Origin of the sequence: Tessaracoccus flavus (assembly GCF_001997295.1) — a bacterium.
GTDB classification, from domain to species: Bacteria; Actinomycetota; Actinomycetes; order Propionibacteriales; family Propionibacteriaceae; genus Arachnia; species Arachnia flava.
This window is the reverse complement of sequence record NZ_CP019605.1, coordinates 2,155,331-2,175,793: the sequence shown is the minus strand read 5'-3', so window position 1 is coordinate 2,175,793 and position 20,463 is coordinate 2,155,331. Positions and strand designations below refer to the sequence as shown.

Sequence of the window (20,463 nt, the reverse complement as noted above, 5' to 3'; positions counted from 1 at the left end):
AGCTGAGGAGGCCGCCGTGGAACTCAACTGGACCGTCTACAACCCCGAGACGCCCGCCGAGCGCGTACTGATCGTCGGGCCCAGCCTTGGGGGCAACGCCACCCATCAGTGGACGCCGGTCGCCGCGCAGCTCATCCACGAGGCGAGGGTGATCTTTGTCGACCTCCCCGGGACGGGGCTGGCGCCGGTGTGGGACGACGAGGTCGAGCCGTCGCTCGACGAACTGGCCGCCGGAATCGCCCAGGTCGCCGACAAGATCCGCGCCGAGGAGGGCGACGTGCCCATCTGGTTCGCAGGCCTGTCGATCTCCGGTGCCGTCGCGCTGCACGTGGCGCGCGATTACCCGGAGAAGTTCGCAGGCGTCGTCATGGTGGCGTCCGCCGCGAAGGTGGGGGAGCCCGACCGGTGGCGCGAGCGAGCCGACATGGTCGAGGAGAAGGGCACCCAGGTCCTGGTCGACGAGACCGTCAAGCGGTGGTTCACCCCGACGTTCCGCGCTCAGCGTCCCGCCGTCGTGGACGCGATCATGGAGGGGCTCTCCGTCGCCGACGACCACTCCTACGCGCAGCTGTGCCGGGCACTCGCTGAGCATGACATGCGCGAAGAGCTCTCCCTCATCCGCATCCCGGTGATCGCCATTGCCGGCGAACGGGACTCCTCCACGCCACTTGAGAACGTCGAATACGTCGCCGAGACCGTCCTGCGCGGAGGTCTGCACATCATCGACGGTGCGGCCCACCAGGTGCCGGTGTCGCACCCGACCGAGGTCGCCACGATCATCCGGCCCCTGCTGCACCGTCGCCGGGAGTCGCGCGTGGTCAGCGAGTCGGAGGACTGAGCTCAGCACGCTGGGCCCAGCCCGGCGCTACTTCTGCAGGTCCGCGAGCCAGGCCTCGACCGCCTCCGCCTCCCGCGGCAGGGCCTCCGAGAGGTTGACCGGGTCGCCGTCGGTGATGAGGATGTCGTCCTCGATGCGGATGCCGATGCCGCGATACTCTTCGGGCACCAGCAGATCCGTGGACTTGAAGTAGATGCCCGGTTCGACGGTGATGATCATGCCCGAGTGCAGCGTGCCGAGGCGGTAGTTCTCCATCTTCGCGCGCGCGCAATCGTGCACGTCGAGCCCGAGGTGATGGGAGGTGCCGTGCACCATCCACCGCCGGTGGAAGCCACCCTCCTCCGCGAGCGACTCCTCGGCCGTGCACGGCAGGATGCCGAGCTCCTCGAAGAAGTGCGCCAGCACCGTGATCGCGGCGCGGTGCACGTCGGCGAAGAGGTTGCCGTCCCGGCACGCTTCGATCCCTGCGGTCTGCGCGGCCAACACGGCGTCGTACACGCGCCTCTGCGGCTCGCTGAACGTGCCGCCCACGGGCATGGTGCGGGTGATGTCGGCCGTGTACAGCGAGTTCACCTCCACGCCGGCGTCGAGGAGAAGCAGATCACCGTCGCGCAGATCGCCGTCGTTGCGGATCCAGTGCAGCGTGTTGGCGTGATCGCCGCCCGCCGAGATGGTGTCGTACCCGACGGCGTTGCCCAGGTGGCGGGCGTGCAGACCGAAGATGCCCTCAACCCACCGCTCGCCCCGGCCGTTGGCAACGGCGTTGGGGAGTTCCCGCGCCACGGCCTCGAACCCGGTGCGGGTGGCGTCGCACGCGCGGCGCATCTCGGCGACCTCGAAGTCGTCCTTGATGAACCGCGCCTCGGAGACACATCGCTCCAGGTCCCCGTCCAGCGCGGTGGTCTGGTCCCCCCGGGCCTCGTCGACGATGGCCGTCACCGACGGGTCGGCCTCCCTTATCACCAGCAGGCTCTGGCCGGCTTCGCTCAGCACCGACGGCAGCTCGGAGATCGCGCGACACTCGAAGCCGACTGCCGACTGCAGTTCCTCCAGCGAATCGCGCTGGCCCACCCAGACCTCGCCGTAGCGGGGGTCGGCGTAGAACTCCCGATCGGTGCGGGGGGCGCGCGGGCGGAAGAACAGCGTCGACTGCTCATCCCTGATCACCAGCACTGCGTCGGGCTCGCGGTCCTCGCCCAGCCCGGTGTAGTAGGCGAAGGCTGTGTGCGGCCGGAACCGGTAGTCGGTGTCGTTGGAGCGCACCTTCAGGGGGCCCGCGGGGATCACCAGCGTCTTGCCCGGAAACTCGGCGGCGAGCTTCTCGCGGCGGGCCGGAGTGTGGTCGGCGGCGGGGAGCCGCTCCGGCAGATCGTCGGAGTAGGGTGCCCAGTCGGCGACGATGAACTTCTTGAATGCCTCGGAGTAGGGGTCGCGGCGGTTCGAGGAGGCATCAGGAGACTCAGTCATGCCGGCCACTTTACGCGGCGCGCGCGGCTGCTCACACTTCGCTCAGCCGCGGTAGAGGTGGTCGGTGCTGGCCCGCTGGGCGCAGCACCAGCGGGCGGCCGCCTGGCCGCGGGCGACGGCGGCCACCACGGGCAGGCCGTCGAGCACCCGGGCGCTGAGGAAGCCGACCGCCAGGGAGTCGCCGGCGCCGTTCGTGTCGACCAGCGGGAGGTCGGACGGCGGGGCCGGGAACTCCTCGTAGCCGTCCGCATCGGCTACCGCGCACCCGCGTGCGCCCAAGCCGATGACGACGGTGGCGTCCGGCCGACGGCGCATCAAGGCGCGCGCGAGTTCCTCACCCTTCGAATTGGCGGCGGAGGCGAACAGATAATGCGCGCCGTCAACGAAGGCGCGGCGGTACGGATCGTCGAGGTCAGCGACGTCCTGGAGATCGCAGGCCACGGTGGCCCCCGCGGCATGCGCGCCGGGGATCAGGTGTCGCGCCCAATTGGCGAGGTTCATGTGCACGAGCTGAACGCCGGCCAGAATCTCCGTGGCGCGCGGCGGATCGAGGTCGAGGTGGCCCCGGCCGTCGTAGAAGTTCTTCCGCGACCCGTCACTGCCCATGATGTTGACGCTGCGCGCAGTGCCCGAAGGATCGTTGAAGACCCCACGCTGGTCGATCCCATCGCGGGCGAAGGCCGCCCGGACCATGCCGCCTGCCGGGTCGTCGCCCAGCGAGCCGATGAAGCCGGTCCGGTAGCCCAGCTGGGCATAGCCGCGGGCGGCGTAGCCACCCGCCTGGCCGACGTAGTCGCGGTTCTCGGTGAAGTTCGACTCACGAGACCAGTCAACGTCCGCTCCCGCCAGGTAGACGTTCGTGTCCACCCCGGCGTTGCCGACCACCACCACGTCCAGCGTCACGCTAGACCTTGCGGATCATGATGGAGTCGATGGCGTGGGTGTGGTCCTTGAGCAGGATCGCCGTCGCGCGGCCACGGGTCGGGGCAATGTTCTCGCGGAGGTTGGGCCCGTTCGTCTCTTCCCAGACCTGCTCGCCGACGGCCACCGCCTCCTCATCGGACAGTTCGGTGAACCGCTTGAAGAAGCTGCGCTCGTCGGTGAACGCCGTGCGGCGAAGCTCCATGAACCGTTCCATGAACCACGCCTTGATGTGATCCTCGTCGGCGTCGACGAACACCGAGAAGTCGAAGAAGTCGCTGACCGCGAGCCCGGTACCTCCATCCGCGACCGTCCGCGCGGGCTGCAGGACGTTGAGGCCCTCGAGGATGAGGATGTCGGGGCTCTCGACGACCACGTGCTCGCCCTCGGCGATGTCGTAGATCATGTGGCTGTAGACCGGCGCCGTGACGCGCGGCTCACCGGACTTCACGGCCATGACGAACTCCAACAGAGCGCGGCGGTTGTAGGACTCGGGGAAGCCTTTGTTCTCGAGGAGCCCCCGCTGCTCCAGTTCGGAGTTCGGGTAGAGGAAGCCGTCGGTGGTGACGAGGTCGACGCGCGGGCTGCCCGGCGCACGACGCAACAGCTCCTGCAGGAGTCGGGAGACCGTCGACTTGCCCACTGCGACCGACCCCGCGACGGCGATGACGAACGGGGTTCGTCGCTCGTTGAGGCCGAGGAAGTCGTTGCTCTGCGCGAACAGCCTGCCGGTGTTGGCCATGTGGAGGTGGAGCAGCTGGGTCAGCGGACGGTAGACCTCCGCGATGTCGCGCACCGACGTCGGGTCGCCGATGCCGCGCAGGCGCGCGAGCGTCTCCTCGTCGAGGTCGATCTCGGTGGCGTCTGCGAGGTCCGCCCAGGCGCGACGGTCGAGCGTGACGTAGGGTCCGGGCACCGGCACTCCTTCGTGGTCGTGGACGCGGGCCAGCCTAGCGGGCCGGGGGCATCGTCGCCCCAGTTCCCGAGGCGTCGGTCGACGGACCCGCAACCCAGAGGGGAGAGACCCCCACGGCATGGGATGTCAAGAAACGCGCAGCCATCATGTACGGTTTTCGCCGTGTGTGGAATTGTTGGATACCTCGGACATCGTGACGGACTCGACGTCGTACTGAGCGGGCTACGCAGGCTGGAGTACCGCGGGTACGACTCGGCGGGCATTGCAGTGCCTAGCGAGGGGAAGATCGAGTGGCGCAAGCGGGCGGGCAAGATCGGTAACCTGGCCTCCGAGATCGACGAGCGGCCCATGCCCTCTGGGGGCGTCGCGATCGGTCACACGCGGTGGGCCACGCACGGCGCCCCGACTGACCGCAACTCCCATCCGCATGTCGCGGGGCGGATCGCGATCGTGCACAACGGCATCATCGAGAACCACGATCAGCTGCGCGCCGACCTGGGCGTCGAGGAGTACGGCTCGGACACGGATTCCGAGGTCGCCGCGCACCTGCTGCGGCGCGAGGTCGAGGGCGGCAAGGGGCTCGTCGACGCCATGCGTGCCGTCGTCGCTGTCCTCGAGGGAGCGTTCACTCTGGTGGCGATCGACGCAGCCGACCCGCAGCGCATCGTCGCCGCCCGGCGCAACTCTCCTCTGGTCGTGGGAGTGGGGGAGGGCGAGTACTTCGTCGCCTCCGACGTGGCCGCGTTCATCGAGTTCACCAGAGAAGCGATCGAGCTGGGGCAGGACCAGATCGTGGAGCTCACGCCGGCCGGGGTGAGCATCACCACGTTCGACGGCCAGCCTGCGCAGACCAACGAGTTCCACGTCGACTGGGACCTCGCGGCCGCCCAGAAGCAGGGCTACGACTGGTTCATGCGCAAGGAGATCTTCGAGCAGCCCAAGGCCGTGGCCGACACTCTGCTCGGGCGCCTCAACGAGCGGTGCGAACTCGTGCTGGACGAACTGCGGATCAGCCCCGAGACGCTCCGCCGGATCAACAAGATCGTCATCATCGCCTCTGGCACCTCCTTCTACTCCGGGCTGGTGGCCAAGTACGCCATCGAGCACTGGACCCGCATCCCGTGCGAGGTGGAGCTGGCCTCCGAGTTCCGCTACCGCGACCCGATCATCGATCCCATGACGCTGGTGGTGACGATCTCCCAATCCGGTGAAACCGCCGACACGCTCATGGCCATCCGGCACGCGCGCGAGCAGCACGCCAAGGTGATCGCCATCTGCAACACCAACGGTGCCACGATCCCGCGCGAGTCGGACGCGGTGATCTACACGCACGCCGGGCCGGAGATCGGCGTCGCCTCCACCAAGGGCTTCACGACACAGCTCATCGCCTGCTACCTGCTCGGCCTGTACCTGGCCCAGGTGCGCGGCATGAAGTACGGCGACGAGATCGACGCCCTGCTGCGCGAACTGGAGCGCATGCCCGCAGCGATCCAGCACATGCTCGACCAGCAGCAGCAGGTCCTTGACCTCGCGCGCGAGTTCGTCGACTCGCCGTCGGTGCTGTTCCTCGGTCGCCACGTGGGCTACCCCGTCGCCCTCGAGGGGGCGTTGAAGCTGAAGGAGCTCGCCTACATCCACGCCGAAGGCTTTGCTGCGGGAGAGCTGAAGCACGGGCCGATCGCGTTGATCAACGACGGGCTGCCCGTGTTCGTGGTGGTCCCACCGCGCGGGCGCGATCAGCTGCGCGACAAGGTCATCTCCAACATCTCCGAGGTCCGTGCCCGCGGCGCGAAGACCATCGTCCTCGGCGAGGCCGACGACGCCGAGGCGCGTGCTGCGTCGGAGGTCTACATCGAGCTGCCCAAGGTGTCCACCCTCCTCCAGCCGCTGGTGTCGATCATCCCGCTGCAGTTGTTCGCCTGCGAGCTCGCGACCGTCAAGGGCCACGACGTCGACCAGCCCCGCAACCTGGCCAAGAGCGTGACCGTCGAGTGACGCCGCGTCCCTGAGCCTCATCCGGGAGCGAACCGGGCGCCGGGCGAGTGCCATTAGGGTGGGGCCATGATCGTGGGAATCGGAACCGACCTCTGCGTGATCGAGCGCTTCAAGACGATGCTCGAACGGAGACCGGGGCTCGCGGAGCGGCTCCTGACCGAAGGGGAACGAGCGCTCTCCATCGAGTCCCAGGCGGCGCGGTTCGCAGCCAAAGAGGCCCTGGCGAAGGCGCTCGGCTCACCGGGCGGGATGCGGTGGCTCGACTGCGAGGTCATCAAGACCGACGACGGCGAGCCGAGGTTCGTCACCTCCGGTTCCGTGGCGGCCCGGATCGAAGAGCTGGGCATAGAGACCATCCATCTGTCCATCAGCCACGACGGTGGCTTCGCGACGACGATGGTGGTGTGTGAACGATGAGAACGGTCGTCTCCTCCGCAGAGATGCGGGCCGCTGAGCAGGCGGTCTTCGCGAGGGACCCTGAGGCCGACCTCATGGGTAAGGCCGCGGCAGCCATCGCGCGGATCGCCGACGACGTCGCCCCCGACGGCGCGGTGCTCGTCGTGGCGGGGGCCGGCAACAACGGCGGGGATGGTCTCTTCGCGGCCGCACTCCTCGCCGAGCGTCGCCCCGTGCTGTTCTGGAGGGCCTTCCGGGACGCGCACGCCGCAGCGGTCGCCGCAGCCCGCGCGGCGGGGTGCCGGGAGGTCGACGCCGTCGGAGCGGTGGCGGCACTCGCCGACTGTTCGCTCGTCATCGACGCCGTCACCGGTCTCGGCTCGAGGCCGGGGCTGCCTCTTGCGCTGCAGACGCTCGTCGACGCCTGCGACGCCGCCACCGTGCCGGTCCTCAGCGTCGACCTCCCCAGCGGCCTCGACGCCGACTCGGGGGCGCTGCACCCGAGTTTCTCGGCCGAGCACACCGTGACGTTCGGCTCCGTCAAGCCGTGCCACGTGCAGCAGCCGGCCGCCTCCCGCTGCGGGCGTGTGCACATCGTCGACATCGGGGTCACAGTGCCCGATACGCAGCTGCGCGTGGCCGAAGCCGCCGACGTCGCACGCTGGTGGCCGCGCCCCGACGCCTCGTCCGACAAGTACTCGCGCGGCGTGGTCCTGGTCGATACCGGATCCGAGCAGTACCAGGGGGCGGCGGTTCTCAGCTGCTCGGGCGCGCTCCACGCCGGGGCAGGGATGGTCCGCTATACCGGCCGCGCAGCGTCGGGGCTGATCCTGTCACGGTTCCCGAGCGTGGTCGTCGGCGAGGGGCGCGCGCAGGCCATCGTCCTCGGCTCGGGCTGGGGGGATTCCGACGGCGGCGAGGGCCGCGTGGCGCTCGCCCGGATGCACTCGCTCCCGGCGGTGGTCGACGCTGACGCGCTGCACTGGCTGCCCGGGGGGCGCCTGGACGGCTGGCTGCTCACCCCCCACGCGGGAGAGTTGGCGCGTCTCCTCGGCTGTACCCGGGCCCACGTCGAGGCGCATCCCCTCAGCTGCGTGCGCGAGGCGGCGAGACACACGGGGGCGACCGTGCTGCTCAAGGGGGCGACCCAGTACGTCGCCGAACCCTCCGGCCGGGTCACGATCGCGGTGGCCGGGCCGCCCTGGACGGCGCAGGCGGGATCGGGGGATGTGCTCGCCGGCATCTGCGGGGCGTTGCTGGCCGCAGGCCTGCCGGCGTGGCGCGCCGGGGTCCTGGGGGCGAGCATCCAGGCGATGACAGCAGCCGCCAACCCCGGGCCCTACACGCCCGACGAACTTGCCGCCAGGCTGCCGGCCATGATCGCTCAGCTGTCGAGCAGTCCCTTGGCGAGGTAGGAATCCGCCGAGAAACCCGGAGGGATGACGAAGACCGCTGACCCGATGGCGGTCGTCCACTCGTTGAGGGCGTCGCCGACGTCGAGCTTGCGTTGTACCGGGATGAACTGGTCCGCGATGCTCGCCTGGAAGGCAGTGAAGATCAGCCCCGCCGTGGTCACAGGCGCCCCGTCCACCCACTCCTCATGGGTGTAGTTGAGCGCTCGTCGCAGCATCTGCCGGCCCGAGTTCTCAGCGGGATGGGAGACCCTCACATGGGCGTCGAGGGGGATCGCAGGCGCGCCGTCCACGACAGCGTCAAGGTCGACGTCGTCGAGTTCCCCACCGCCGGTCAAAGGAGCGCCGCTGGCGAGGTCCCTTCCGATGGAGGCCTCCTGCCGGTCCCGGGTCAACTCGTCCCAGGTGTCCATGTGCATCTCGATGCGGCGGATCACCAGCTGGGTGCCGCCGGCCAACCAGTCGTCGCCGGAGATCACGGCGGTCAGCAACTCGTCGCCGGTCGGGTTGTGCGAGCCGTCGACCTGCCCGAAGTGGTTGCGCCCGGTGATCGCCGCGCCGCTGGCATCGACCGGCCGCCAGTTGCCCGGCTGGGACCAGCGCCGTTTCGCGAACGGGGCGGCGTCCGCGACGAGGCGACGCACCGCATAGGAGACGCTCGTGGCGTCGTCCGCCGACACCCAGACCAGTAGGTCGCCCCCCGACCAGCGCGATTGCAGCTGGTCATGATCCATCGGGGGGATCTCCTGGAAACCCGCCGGGCGGCGTGCGCTGAGCCCCTCGAGGTCGAAGATCCGTGGCCCCAGCCCGACCAGCACTGTCATCGACACGCCTGGTTGGGCCAGGTCGGGGGTGGTGTCCCCGGGGACGGGGCGCCCTTCAGCCAGGGCGGCGATCGTCGGGCTCCAGACGCGCATGAGCCGCCCGAGCGCGGCCTTGTCGGTCCCGGCCAGGAGGTCGAGCGCGACGAGCTCCCCGGCGGCCGGCTTGCCGGTGAAGATCCCAGCCTGGTGCTCTCCGTAGGGGGAGTACGACTGGCCGACGACCCCCGAGCGGGGGCTGTCCAGCTGTTCGCCGGAGGCGGGGCTCGCGGAAGCGCGACCTGCGACGATCCCGGCGGCGCCCGCGATGCCAGCGGCGCCCGCGTATCCGAACACGCTTCTGCGGCTCACGTCGGGAGGGGTCATGGGGTCAGTCTAGTCGCCGCTGGCCGCCGGGCAGACCCTGGTGGGGTACCCCCCTGGGTATCAAGCGCTATGCTGCACGTGTGAAGTGGAAGTTTGCCCCCGCCGCCCTGTTTCTCGCCGCAGTGGTCGGCTGCTCCGCCGCCGCAGAGCCCGCAGCACCCCAGGTCCTGGCCGCCGATCCCTGGGTGCGAACCACCGACGGTGCCGAGCGTCCCGAGATGACCGCCGTCTTCGTCAGCCTCACCAACCCGTCCGAGGAGGACCGCGTGCTGGTCAAGGCAGACTGCGGCGACGTCGCCCAGAAGGTCGAGCTCCACGTCATGGAGAAGGTCGACGGCGAGATGGTCATGAAGGAGGCCGAGGGGGGCTTGCCCATCCCGGCGGGTAAGCACGAGCATCTCGCTCCCGGCGGCCCGCACATCATGTTGATGGGTCTCACCCGCGAGCTGCCGGCCGGCAGCGAGGAGGTGGAGTGCACCCTCACCCTTGACGATGGCCAGAGCATCGAGATCGTCGCGCCGGTCAAGCAGTTCACCGAAGAGCAGGACACGTACCACACCCACGAGGCTGACGGCTGAGGCTGGACTACGCCGCGACCTCGGGTCCGCGCACGGCCATCCTGATCGCCTTCTCGTAGTGCCCGACCAACTCGTCGCAGAGCCGCGCCCACGTGCGGTCCAGGATCGAGTCGCGGGCCGCGTCACCGAAGGCCCGGCGCTTCGCGTCGTCGCCGATGAGATCCGCGGTGTGCGAGCGGAGCTCATCGAGGTTCCCCGGCTCATAGAGCCATCCGGTGCGCGACTGGTCGATGAGGTCGATGGGTCCACCGCGGCGGGGAGCGATGACCGGGAGTCCCGACGCCTTGGCCTCCTGGATCGCCTGACAGAACGTTTCCAGCTCGCCGGGGTGGACGAAGAGGTCGAGGCTCGCCAGCGCGACAGCAAGATCCTCGCCTGTCAGCTGGCCGAGGAAGGCAGCGGAGGGCATTGAGGCCTCGAGGTGCCCGCGCAGAGGCCCGTCTCCGATGATGACGAGCCGCGTGCCAGGCACGTCCGCGACAGCGGCGAGGTCTTCGACCCTCTTCTCGGTGGCAAGCCGCCCCATGAAGCCGATCAGCCGTTCCCCGTTCGGGGCGAGCTGACGGCGAAGGTCCTGGCTGCGTTTGGCGGGGTGGAAACGCACCGAGTCGACGCCGCGGCCCCACACCCCGACGCGGGGGATGCCTTGCGCGACGAGTTGGTCTCTGGCGAAGGTTGAGGGCGCGAAGTTCAGCGACGCGAGCGAATGCACCTGGCGCACCTGGTGCCACAGGACCGGCTCGAGCTGCGGGAACCCGTAGCGGGTGGCGTAGGTGGGGACCTCGGTCTGGTAGATCGCCACGATCGGCAGGTTCAGGCGGGTTGCCACGGAGGCCGCCTTGTATCCGAGCGAGAAGGGCGCCGCGAGGTGCACGACGTCGGGGGCGAACTGGGCAAGGAGCCTGCTCACGTGGAAACCCGTCGTGGTGGCGACCCGGACCGCTCCATACCCGGGCAGACCGATGGACGGGACGGCCTCGACTGGGAACCCCGCATAGCTCTCGGGCGTGCGCCCCCCGTCGGAGGGGGCGATGACGAGGGCCTCGTGTCCACGGGCGGCGAGGTGCTCCAGGATACGGAGCACGGAGTTGGTCACACCGTTGATCTGGGGGAGGAATGACTCCGCAATGATGGCTACTCGCACAGGTGCATTCTACGCGACGAGGTGACGGGATCGGTGTCTCAAGGGGAACGGCACGTGAACGGACAGGAACAAACGGGCTTGTCGGGGGCGTAATCGGCACGGCGACCCGCGCCCGGTTCGGTAATTCCGGCCCCACAGCGTAGACTTAACGGGCCCGGTAAGGCGGCCATAGCCGTAATGTGACATGAGCGGGCGTTCGAGTGCCCCGAATCTGGGGCCCACCGGCCCGTAATCCCGGGCCTACTAGACCCCGCAGAGGACACCTCTTTCATGACTTCACCACGCCCCAAGCAGCGTTGGACCCCCGAGCAGCGAGCCGCCAAGGGCCGCGCCCCCCAGCGACGCGGCGGTGCCGCTCCCACCGGCGGCGCCCTCAACCGCAAGCAGCGCCGCGCTCTCGAATTCGGCGACCGCCCCGCCCCCGAGCGTCGTGACGACACGCGCTCGGCTGCCGGTGCCGGCGAAGATCGCCGCAAGACCTACTCCCAGGACCGTGATGATCGTCCGCGTCGCGATGATCGTTTCTCCCGTGATGATCGTCCGCGCCGCGACGACCGTTTCTCCCGTGATGATCGTCCGCGCCGCGACGACCGTTTCTCCCGTGATGATCGTCCGCGCCGCGACGACCGTTTCTCCCGCGATGATCGTCCGCGCCGCGACGACCGTTTCTCCCGCGATGATCGCCCGGCTCGCGACGACCGTTTCTCCCGCGATGACCGTCCCCGCAGGGACGATCGCTTCTCCCGCGACGAGCGGCCGCGACACTCCAGCCAGTACGGAGAGCGACGCGACGACAGCCGCCGCGGCTCCATGCAGCCGCGCTTCGATTCGCGCTGGCCGAGCGAACCGCGTGGTCACGAGGAACGTCGTCGCCCCTTCGACCGGGACGACCGTCGGCCGCGCTTCGACCGCGACGATCGCCGTCCGGACCGCGAAGAGCGTTCGAGCGCGTGGGACGAGGACGGCAGTGACCAGATGAGCTGGTCGGCCACCACCGTTGAGGGAGCCGAGGGCGACATCGCCTCGGGCTTCCTGGAGCTCGGCGTCGCCGAGCCGCTCGTGCGGGTCCTGGCCACGCAGGGGATCACCGAACCGTTCCCGATCCAGGCGGCCACGATCGGCGACGCCATCAAGGGCCGCGACGTGCTCGGCCGTGGGCGCACCGGGTCGGGCAAGACCCTCGCCTTCGGACTGCCGCTCCTCACGCGCCTCGCCGAGGGCAGCCCCGTGGGCAGCCCCCGCGCAATGATTCTCACCCCGACGCGCGAGCTGGCGCTTCAGATCGCCGACGTGCTGTCCCCGCTCGCGTCTGCGCTCGGCCTGCACCTCACGCTCATCGCCGGCGGCATGTCCTACGGGCCCCAACTCAAGGCCTTCGAGCGCGGCGTCGACATCGTCGTCGCCACCCCGGGCCGCATGATCGACCTCATGGAGCAGGGCGCCGCCGACCTCAGCCAGGTGCAAGTGACGGTGCTCGACGAGGCCGACCACATGGCCGACCTGGGCTTCACCAAGGACGTGCGGACCCTGTTGGACGCCACCCCCGAGGGAGGTCAGCGCCTGCTGTTCTCCGCCACTCTGGACGGAGCGGTCGACTCCCTTGTGCGCGTGTACCTCAACGACGCCGTCACCCACGAGGTCGACTCGAGCCAAGCGTCGGTCACGACCATGCATCACCGACCGCTCCTCGTGCGCCCGCACCACAAGAACCAGGTGACGGCCGAGATCGCCAACCGCGACGGCCGCACCGTGCTCTTCGCCCGGACTCAGATGGGCACCGACCGCATCGCCGGGCAACTCCGCGAGGCCGGCGTCATGGCTGGCTCACTTCATGGTGGCCTCACCCAGGGGGCGCGCGCCCGGATCCTCGCGGCGTTCCGTGAGGGGACCGTGCCGGTGCTGGTGGCCACCGATGTGGCTGCCCGCGGCATTCACGTCGACGATGTCACCCTCGTGCTGCAGGTGGACCCGCCGCGCGACTCCAAGGACTACCTCCACCGTGCCGGCCGCACCGCGCGCGCCGGACACGAGGGTGTTGTTGCCACGGTCGTGCTGCCGCACCAGCGGAAGATGACCCAGCGGCTGCTCGGCCAGGCGGGGGTCAAGACCCACGCCCTCGAGGTCGAGCCGGGAAGCGAAGAGCTGCGTGAGGCCACCGGTGCCCGCCCCACCTCCGGTGTCGAAATCGCGGAGTCGGACTACCTCGCGCTCATCGCGCCCAAGCAGCAGGCACGTCGTCGTCCCGACGGCAACCGTGGCAAGCGTCCCTTCCGCGGTGGCGGTCGCGACCGCAGGGACCGCCGCTACTGAGGCCAGGTGCCCTCCGAGTTGGCCGGCCCGTCCGTCGCCAACCGAAAGGCCCGAACGCCAACGAGGATCAGGACACGCCAACGAACTGTCGTTGAACGCCAACTGATCCAGGGCAACGCCAGCGGGTAGGTGGAAACGCGAACCGTCTGCCGACAACGCCAATCGTCAAGGCTGTGTGCCGACGAGACTCAGCGACGCCCGCGAAATATCGCGGGCGTCGCTGGTTTTCGCGGGGGTCCCGGTGTGACGGTTGGCGTTGCGGTCGGTCGGTTGGCGTTTCGCGCTCCCGGTTGGCGTCGGGGCGTCCCCGTCGTTTCCCTGGACCGCGGCGAGGCACACGACAAGCCTTCGGGGCCAGCGGCTGCCGTTCCCCATTCTCGATAGCGACAGCGTAGGATTGGCCGCTGCCATGGAAGAACCCACACTCCGCGTCGCCGACAGGTCAGACGCCCCCGAACTGCTGCGCGTCATCCGTGCGGCCTTTTCGGCGCGCAGGCGCGTTGATCCGCCGGCAGAGGCGCTCGCCGACGACCTGCCCGACATCGAGCGCGCGCTCGACGCCGGCGTCGGCGTCGTCGCTGAACTGGGCGGCGTCATCGTCGCGGGCCTGCTCATCGACATCTCCGGCGCCGTGGCGACGCTGAGGCGCGTCTCGGTGGTGCCGGAGGTGTCGGGCCACGGCGTAGCGCGAGCGCTGGTCGGTGGAGCCCTGACGCTGGCGGCCGACCTGGGCGCCCGACGTGCCGAGCTCTTCGCGCGCGAGGAGTTTCCCGAGCTGATCGAGTGGTGGCGCGACCACGGGTTCGTCGTCCTAGGACCGGCGCCGCACGGGGTCCGCATGGGCCGGGACCTGCCGGTCATCCGCGATGTACCCACCGCCGACGACATGCTGGACCTCGGCCGACGCCTCTCCCGCATCCTGCGCAAGGGCGACCTCATCGTCGCCACCGGCGACCTCGGCGCGGGCAAGACCACCCTCACGCAGGGCATCGGCGAGGGCCTCGGTGTGGCGGGTCCGGTGACCTCGCCGACCTTCGTCCTGTCGAGGGTGCACGCCAGCCTGGGTGGCGGCCCGGATCTCGTTCACGTGGACGCCTACCGGCTCGGCGACGCCTCGGAGCTGGCGGACATCGACCTCGACGAGACCCTCGCGCAGTCGGTGACCATCGTCGAATGGGGCAGCGGGCTGGCGGAGTGGCTGGCCGACGACCGGCTCGAGATCGACATCGTGCGCGGGCAGGCGGGCGACACCCGCACCGTGTATCTCACCGGGATCGGGCCCCGCTGGGCCGGAGCCCTTGACAACCTGCGGGAGCAAGCATGACGTGGACCCTCGCCATCGACACGAGCCACTTCGTCGCCGTCGGGCTGGCTGGAGATGGGGTCGCGGCAGCGAGCGTGGTGGTTGACGACACCCGCGCCCACGCCGAAGCGCTGATGCCGTCGGTGCTCGCCGCCTGTGCGGAGGCCGGCATCGCCCTGCGGGAGGTCGACGAATTCGCGGTGGGCATGGGCCCGGGCCCGTTCACGGGCCTGCGCGTCGGCGTGGCCACGGCCTGGACGCTGGCGCACCTGGCAGGCACCGAACCGCACGGCGTCTGCTCCCTCGATGTCGTCGCCCGGCAGTGGTCGGACGAGGGTGCCCCGGACGAGTTCGTGGTGGCGGCGGACGCCCGCCGGAAGGAGCTGTACTGGGCCAGGTACCGGTCCGACGGTTCGCGCGTCGGGGAGCCGCAGGTGTCAGCCCCTGATCAGTTACCGGATCTTCCGGTCGCCGGAGAGATCCCCGAGCTCTACCGACACCTCCTGCGCACCGACGGCCCCTCGACCCTCGACCCGGCCGTCCTGGCCACGTCGTGGCGACGGATGGCGCCCGCGGGCGACGAGCCCTACTACCTGAGGGCGCCCGACGCGACAGTGCCTGGCAAACCGAAGTCCGCTCTGCCGAGACTGCGGGCGGCCCGGTGATCGTCGAGGTAGCGGGCGTCGCGGACCTTGACGACATCATGGCGCTGGAGACCCACTTCGACGTCCGCTGGTCGGAGGAGTCCTGGATCGCCGAGCTCACTGGAGGTGGCCGTCTCGTGCTGATCGCGCGCCAACGCGAGGGCGGCACGGTCGGCGTGGCGTGTTTCCAGTTGGTCGACGACGTCGCGGACCTTCATCGCATCGTCGTGGACTCCGCCCAGCGCAGGATGGGTTTCGCCCGCGTCATGCTCGTCGCCGGGATGCAGTGGGCGATCGCCCAGGGAGCTTCCCGCATGATGCTGGAGGTCGAGCACTCGAACGACGCAGCCGTTGCCCTGTACTACGGCTACGGGTTCCGGCGGGTCGCGCAGCGCGACCACTATTACGGCCCTGGGGCGCACGCCCTGATCATGGAACGTCCGCTCGTCGGCGTCGATGCCGACTCGGTCGGCATGTGGGAGATGGAGGACACCGATGACTGAAGCACTCTCGCCGTCCGGACCGCTCGTGCTCGGACTGGAGTCGTCCTGCGACGAGACCGGGGTCGGCATCGTCCGCGGCCATACCCTGTTGGCCAACGAGGTGGCCAGCTCTGTGGACCTCCACGTCCGGTTCGGGGGCGTCGTACCGGAGGTGGCGAGCCGCGCCCACCTGTCCGCCCTGATCCCGACCCTCGAGCGGGCTGCGGACACCGCCGGCATCGATCTGGCGGATCTCGACGGCATCGCCGTGACGGCCGGCCCCGGTCTGATGGGCGCGCTCGTCGTGGGGGTCGCGTCGGCCAAGGCGCTGGCTGCCTACCTCGGCAAACCCCTCTACGGCGTCAACCACCTCGTGGGTCACGTCGCCGTGGATCTGCTGGACCATGGACCGCTCCCCACGCCGTCGTTGGCGCTGCTGGTCTCCGGCGGGCACACGCAGCTGCTCCACGTCGAGGACATCGCAACGAAGATCACCGAGGTCGGCACGACCATCGACGACGCTGCGGGGGAGGCCTACGACAAGGTGGCCAGGATCCTGGGGCTCTCGTACCCCGGCGGCCCCGTCATCGACCGCGCCGCCCAGGAGGGCGACCCCACGGCCATCCGTTTCCCGCGCGGACTCACCGCCCGCCATGACCTGGAGAAGCACCGGTTCGACTTCTCCTTCTCGGGGTTGAAGACAGCCGTGGCCCGGTGGGTCGAACAGCGCCGCCTGGACGGTCTCGACGTCCCGGTGCCTGATGTCGCGGCCTCCTTCCAGGAGGCGGTTTGCGACGTCCTCACCGCCAAGACGATCGACGCCGCCCAGCATTACGGGGTGGACACGATTCTGCTCGGGGGCGGCGTGGCCGCCAACTCGAGGCTGCGGACGCTGCTGGAGCAGAGGGCCACGGATGCCGGCATTGCTGTCAGGCGGCCGCGCCCGGCGCTCTGCACAGACAACGGAGCGATGATCGCGGCCGTCGGCGCCGAGGTCATCCGGGCCGGGCTGCCGCCATCGGGCATGGGCATCTCGGCCCATTCCGGGCTCCCGGTCAGCACCGTTCTCGTCTGACCGGACAAAGGGTCCACATCGTCCGGAATTACGCCGAAGGAGGTCCCACGGGTGCCGAAAGGACACAACTAGGTAACGATCTGGCAAAAACCGTGGACACCCCTTCCCGATTTGAACGATCTCTCGCTATGGTCCAGACCACGTTGGCCCAACCCGGGTCCCTTTTTCGTCGGTCCACGACAAGGAGAAAGAATGAAGTTCAGAGGAACGACAGCAACCCTCGGCGTTGTGCTGAGCGGTGCGCTGTTGCTGGGCGCCTGCACGAGCGCAGAGCCCACCGATCCCACCACCACCGCCGGTGGCACTGAGACCACCGCCACGACCGAGACCACCTCGGCCGAAGCGACGGCCACGGCGACCGAGACGAGCACCGGAGGCAGCGCTGCTGGCAACCCGGAGGCCTGTCTGCAGGACGTCGGCATCACCGAGACGCAGGACGGTGACGTCCGCTACACGGCCGGCCCCGGCGACTGGAGTGGCTACAACTCGATCACGTCCAAGACGTACTCGACCTACAACTCCGCCGTTGCGGCGCACATGTTCTCCAGCTTCGTGTACTTCGGTACCGACGGCACGATCTGTGACAACACCGAGTTCGGCACCTACGAGGTCGTCTCGGAGGATCCGCTGGAGATCAAGTACACGATCTCCGACGAGGCGGTCTGGTCGGACGGCACCCCGGTGACCATCAACGACTACCTGCTCGACTGGGCAGCGCAGAACCCCGAGTTCCTCGTCCCCGGCTACGCCAGCGGCGAGAACCCCGACGCCACGCCGGTCTTCGACCACGTGTCCAGCTCCTTCGCGCAGTACGTGCCCGAAGGCCCGCAGGGCGAGGTCGGCTCCAAGGAGTTCACCGTCACCTACTCCGATCCCTACCCGGACTACAAGCTGATCGTCGGCTCGGCTCTCCCGGCTCACGTCGTGGCGAACAAGGCCGGCATTGAGCCCGACGCTCTCGCCCAGGCCGTGCTCGACCGCGACGCCGAGACCATCACGTCGGCCGCCGATTTCTGGAACAACGGCTGGATGTACAACCCGGGCGAGCTGCCGGCCGACATGGCCGACGTCCCCTCCTCCGGCCCGTACAAGCTGAAGGAAGGCGGCTGGTCCGCTGGCCAGTCGATCACCCTCGAGGCGAACGAGAACTACTGGGGCACCCCCGCGGGCACCCGCAACCTCGTCTTCCGCTTCATCGAGGACGCCGGCCAGGTGCAGGCGCTCCAGAACGGTGACGTCCAGGCCATCGAGCCGCAGGGCACCGTCGACCTCGTCGGCCAGCTCGAGGCCATCGGTGACGCTGTCACCGTTGAGTCCGCCTCGTCGCTGACCTGGGAGCACCTGGACTTCAACTTCCGTGAGTCCAACGTCTTCTCGGACGCTCAGGGCGGCCTCGCGCTGCGGCAGGCCTTCGCCTACTGCGTGCCTCGCCAGCAGATCGTCGATCAGCTGATCAAGCCGATCAACCCCGACGCTGTCATCATGAACGCCCGCGAGGTGTTCCCCTTCCAGGACACCTACCAGGAGGTCGTCGACGCGGCCTACAACGGTGAGTACGACACGGTCGACATCGAGAAGGCCAAGGCTCTCATCGCAGAGTCCGGCATCGCCACCCCGATCGATGTTCGCGTCGGCTACCGCTCCGGTAACCAGCGCCGCACCGACATCGTCGCCGCGATCGCCGCCTCCTGCAAGGACGCCGGCTTCAACGTGATCGATGCCAACTCGGCTGACTTCTTCGGCGTCGAGCTCCCCAACGGTGACTACGAGGTTGCTCTGTTCGCGTGGGCTGGCTCCGGCCAGATCGCCTCCGGCCAGAACATCTACGCTTCCGGCCGGCCGCAGAACTACGGCGAGTACTCCAACGCCGAGGTCGACGCGGCCTGGGAGAAGCTGGCCACGACGCTCGACGAGTCCGTCCAGCTCGAGGCCACCAAGGAAATCGAGAAGCTGCTCTGGGACACGCTGTACGGCATCCCGGTGTTTGCCCACCCGGACATCATGGCCTACGACTCGAACCTGAAGAACGTTCGCGGCACGGCCACCCAGGATGGTATTTCCTGGAACGCTCCGCAGTGGCAGAACGCCTGAGCCTAGGCAACCCTGTCTAGACGCTAGACGCGTTGGGGCAGGTGGCTTGTACCAAGCCGCCTGCCCCTTCTGCGTCGTCAAGGTGCCCTGACCCACGCACTTCGCGTAGACTCCCAGCGGCCAACGGCGGACGAGAAGCCTCCGTGGGCCGGTAGCCATCCAAAGGACCAGACCGTGATCAGATACATCGCCCGGCGCTTGGGGATCTCCCTCCTCATCCTGCTGCTCGGCTCCCTCCTGCTGTTCGTCTTGACGATCAACTCCGGGGACCCGCTAGAGGACCTGCGGGAGTCGAATGCCCCCAACCGTGAGAACCTCATCAACCAGCGCATCTCCTTCATGGGCCTCGACCGGCCCTGGTACGAGCGCTACTTTGACTGGTTGGGTGGGGCTTCAAAGTGCCTCATCGGGGCGTGCGACCTGGGGGTGGACCGCAAGGGCCAGGATGTCGGGGCGATGGTCGTGACCGCGGCTGGATCCACCCTTCGCCTGGTCGTGCTCGCGACGGTCTTCGCCATCATGCTCGGCGTGACGCTGGGCATCGTCACCGCCATCCGCCAGTACAGCGGCTTCGACTACGCGGTGACGTTCATGGCGTTCGTGTTCTTCTCGCTGCCGGTCTTCTGGTTCGCCGTGCTCCTCAAGCACTACGCCGCCATCGAGTTCAACAACTGGATCGTCGATGCGGCAATATCGCCGCCGATGGTCTTACTGTTCGCCGCCGTCCTGGCGTTCATCCTCATGGCCGCGCTCGGCGGGGACTGGAAGCGCCGGCTGATCACCTTCGGCGCGGCCTTCGTCGTGTTCGCGGGCGCGCTCTTCTACTTCGACGCGGTGACCTGGTTCCGCGTGCCCTCCATCGGTCTGCCGATCTTCGCAATCGCAGCGCTGGCGCTCGCCGCCCTGATCGTCCAGATGACGTCCGGCCTCGACAACAAGAACGTGCGCAACGCGGTGGCCACCACCACGGTCGTCGGCATCATCGCCTACGCGGTCCTGCGAGGGACCCTCATGACCAACCCTTCCACACTGCTGTTGTTCGTCTGCCTGGCGGCCGCGATCGCTGTGGCCCTCATCAGCGGTTACTTCTGGGGCGGTTTCTCCCGCCGCCAGGCCATGACGTCATCGTTCATCTGGGCCCTGCTGGCCTCGCTGCTCGCGCTGGCGGATCTCGCGCTGAGCAACTGGTCCAGCTACCTGAGGGAGCAGCCCCGGCCTATCCCGACCATCGGCTCAGAGACCCCCAACTACAACTCCACCTACTGGAACCACTTCCTCGACAGTGCCACCCACCTCATCCTGCCGACCATCGTGCTGACGCTGATCTCGGTTGCCGCGTACACGCGCTACACCCGGGCCTCCATGCTGGACGTGCTCAACCAGGACTACATCCGCACCGCGCGGTCGAAGGGCATTTCCGAGCGCAAGGTGATCACGCGTCACGCCTTCCGTAACTCGATGATCCCGTTGGCGACGATCGTCGCGTTCGACTTCGCGGGCCTCATCGGAGGGGCGGTCATCACCGAGACCGTCTTCGGCTGGCAGGGCATGGGCAACATGTTCAAGGTCGGGCTGGCGCAGGTCGACCCGATGCCCGTGATGGCCTTCTTCCTGGTCACGGGCACCGCCGCCGTGGTCATGAACATGATCGCCGACCTCGCGTACGCCGTCCTCGACCCGCGGATCACGCGCTAAGGAGCTGGA

At 68.9% G+C, this 20,463-nt stretch carries 18 protein-coding genes; 12 read left to right on the top strand and 6 right to left on the bottom strand.

The features are described 5' to 3' along the window. The first annotated feature begins 16 nt into the window (after positions 1–16). Positions 17–838, top strand: a complete 822-nt coding sequence (locus tag RPIT_RS10015) for an alpha/beta fold hydrolase (protein ID WP_077342829.1) — start codon at positions 17–19, stop codon at positions 836–838. Between the two features lie 27 nt (positions 839–865). On the opposite strand, the gene RPIT_RS10010 is transcribed toward RPIT_RS10015, so the two are convergent. From RPIT_RS10010 to coaA, 3 genes are read right to left on the bottom strand one after another with little or no spacing between them, the layout of a single operon-like run. Further along, a complete protein-coding gene (locus RPIT_RS10010; RefSeq protein ID WP_077342827.1) occupies positions 866–2,305 on the bottom strand; it encodes an aminopeptidase P family protein in 1,440 nt (479 codons plus the stop codon). A gap of 42 nt (positions 2,306–2,347) precedes the next feature. Next, on the bottom strand, positions 2,348–3,208 hold the full coding sequence (locus RPIT_RS10005) for a carbohydrate kinase family protein (RefSeq protein ID WP_077342825.1): 861 nt from the start codon (positions 3,206–3,208) through the stop codon (positions 2,348–2,350). Between the two features lies 1 nt (position 3,209). Then, entirely contained in the window at positions 3,210–4,175 is a 966-nt protein-coding gene (gene coaA / locus RPIT_RS10000; RefSeq protein ID WP_226996404.1) for a type I pantothenate kinase, read from the bottom strand. A gap of 129 nt (positions 4,176–4,304) precedes the next feature. On the opposite strand from coaA, the gene glmS reads away from it, so the two are divergent. The 3 genes from glmS (at position 4,305) to RPIT_RS09985 (ending at position 7,948) form a co-directional block, all read left to right on the top strand. Then, the gene (gene glmS / locus RPIT_RS09995) at positions 4,305–6,137 is read left to right on the top strand and encodes a glutamine--fructose-6-phosphate transaminase (isomerizing) (RefSeq protein ID WP_077342821.1); all 1,833 of its coding nucleotides are present in this window, start codon (positions 4,305–4,307) and stop codon (positions 6,135–6,137) included. A gap of 66 nt (positions 6,138–6,203) precedes the next feature. Then, positions 6,204–6,554, top strand: a complete 351-nt coding sequence (locus RPIT_RS09990) for a holo-ACP synthase (RefSeq protein ID WP_077342819.1) — start codon at positions 6,204–6,206, stop codon at positions 6,552–6,554. Continuing rightward, positions 6,551–7,948 carry an NAD(P)H-hydrate epimerase gene (locus RPIT_RS09985; protein ID WP_077342817.1) on the top strand — a complete coding sequence of 466 codons (1,398 nt, stop codon included), beginning with the start codon at positions 6,551–6,553 and terminating at the stop codon, positions 7,946–7,948. The genes RPIT_RS09990 and RPIT_RS09985 overlap by 4 nt, the downstream gene beginning before the upstream one ends. On the opposite strand, the gene RPIT_RS09980 is transcribed toward RPIT_RS09985, so the two are convergent. Continuing rightward, on the bottom strand, positions 7,918–9,132 hold the full coding sequence (locus tag RPIT_RS09980; protein WP_077342815.1) for a Dyp-type peroxidase: 1,215 nt from the start codon (positions 9,130–9,132) through the stop codon (positions 7,918–7,920). The genes RPIT_RS09985 and RPIT_RS09980 overlap by 31 nt on opposite strands. Before the next feature lie 80 nt (positions 9,133–9,212). Between RPIT_RS09980 and RPIT_RS09975 the strand changes: the two genes are divergently transcribed. Beyond that, the gene (locus RPIT_RS09975) at positions 9,213–9,710 is read left to right on the top strand and encodes a copper chaperone PCu(A)C (RefSeq protein ID WP_226996253.1); all 498 of its coding nucleotides are present in this window, start codon (positions 9,213–9,215) and stop codon (positions 9,708–9,710) included. A gap of 7 nt (positions 9,711–9,717) precedes the next feature. Here RPIT_RS09975 and RPIT_RS09970 read toward each other — a convergent pair whose 3' ends face one another. Next, a complete protein-coding gene (locus RPIT_RS09970; RefSeq protein WP_077342813.1) occupies positions 9,718–10,854 on the bottom strand; it encodes a glycosyltransferase family 4 protein in 1,137 nt (378 codons plus the stop codon). A 276-nt stretch (positions 10,855–11,130) separates the two neighbouring features. Next, complete coding sequence (locus RPIT_RS15785; protein WP_226996252.1) at positions 11,131–11,712, bottom strand: hypothetical protein; 582 nt, start codon at positions 11,710–11,712, stop codon at positions 11,131–11,133. Positions 11,713–11,829: 117 nt separating this feature from the next. Between RPIT_RS15785 and RPIT_RS09965 the strand changes: the two genes are divergently transcribed. The 7 genes from RPIT_RS09965 to RPIT_RS09935 all read left to right on the top strand — a co-directional run bounded on the left by RPIT_RS09965 (position 11,830) and on the right by RPIT_RS09935 (position 20,454). Then, complete coding sequence (locus RPIT_RS09965) at positions 11,830–13,164, top strand: DEAD/DEAH box helicase (protein WP_226996251.1); 1,335 nt, start codon at positions 11,830–11,832, stop codon at positions 13,162–13,164. A gap of 409 nt (positions 13,165–13,573) precedes the next feature. Next, positions 13,574–14,488: a tRNA (adenosine(37)-N6)-threonylcarbamoyltransferase complex ATPase subunit type 1 TsaE gene (gene tsaE / locus RPIT_RS09960; protein ID WP_077342809.1), complete on the top strand. Its 915-nt coding sequence runs from the start codon at positions 13,574–13,576 to the stop codon at positions 14,486–14,488. Continuing rightward, on the top strand, positions 14,485–15,132 hold the full coding sequence (gene tsaB / locus RPIT_RS09955) for a tRNA (adenosine(37)-N6)-threonylcarbamoyltransferase complex dimerization subunit type 1 TsaB (protein WP_077342807.1): 648 nt from the start codon (positions 14,485–14,487) through the stop codon (positions 15,130–15,132). Before tsaE ends, tsaB begins: the two co-directional genes overlap by 4 nt. Beyond that, positions 15,129–15,614: a GNAT family N-acetyltransferase gene (locus RPIT_RS09950; RefSeq protein ID WP_077342805.1), complete on the top strand. Its 486-nt coding sequence runs from the start codon at positions 15,129–15,131 to the stop codon at positions 15,612–15,614. Before tsaB ends, RPIT_RS09950 begins: the two co-directional genes overlap by 4 nt. Continuing rightward, positions 15,607–16,668, top strand: coding sequence for a tRNA (adenosine(37)-N6)-threonylcarbamoyltransferase complex transferase subunit TsaD (gene tsaD / locus RPIT_RS09945; RefSeq protein ID WP_077342803.1), 1,062 nt, complete (start codon positions 15,607–15,609; stop codon positions 16,666–16,668). Before RPIT_RS09950 ends, tsaD begins: the two co-directional genes overlap by 8 nt. 192 nt (positions 16,669–16,860) lie before the next feature. Beyond that, entirely contained in the window at positions 16,861–18,759 is a 1,899-nt protein-coding gene (locus tag RPIT_RS09940) for an ABC transporter family substrate-binding protein (protein WP_077342801.1), read from the top strand. Positions 18,760–18,933: 174 nt separating this feature from the next. Continuing rightward, a complete protein-coding gene (locus RPIT_RS09935) occupies positions 18,934–20,454 on the top strand; it encodes an ABC transporter permease (RefSeq protein ID WP_077342799.1) in 1,521 nt (506 codons plus the stop codon). Positions 20,455–20,463: the final 9 nt, after the last annotated feature.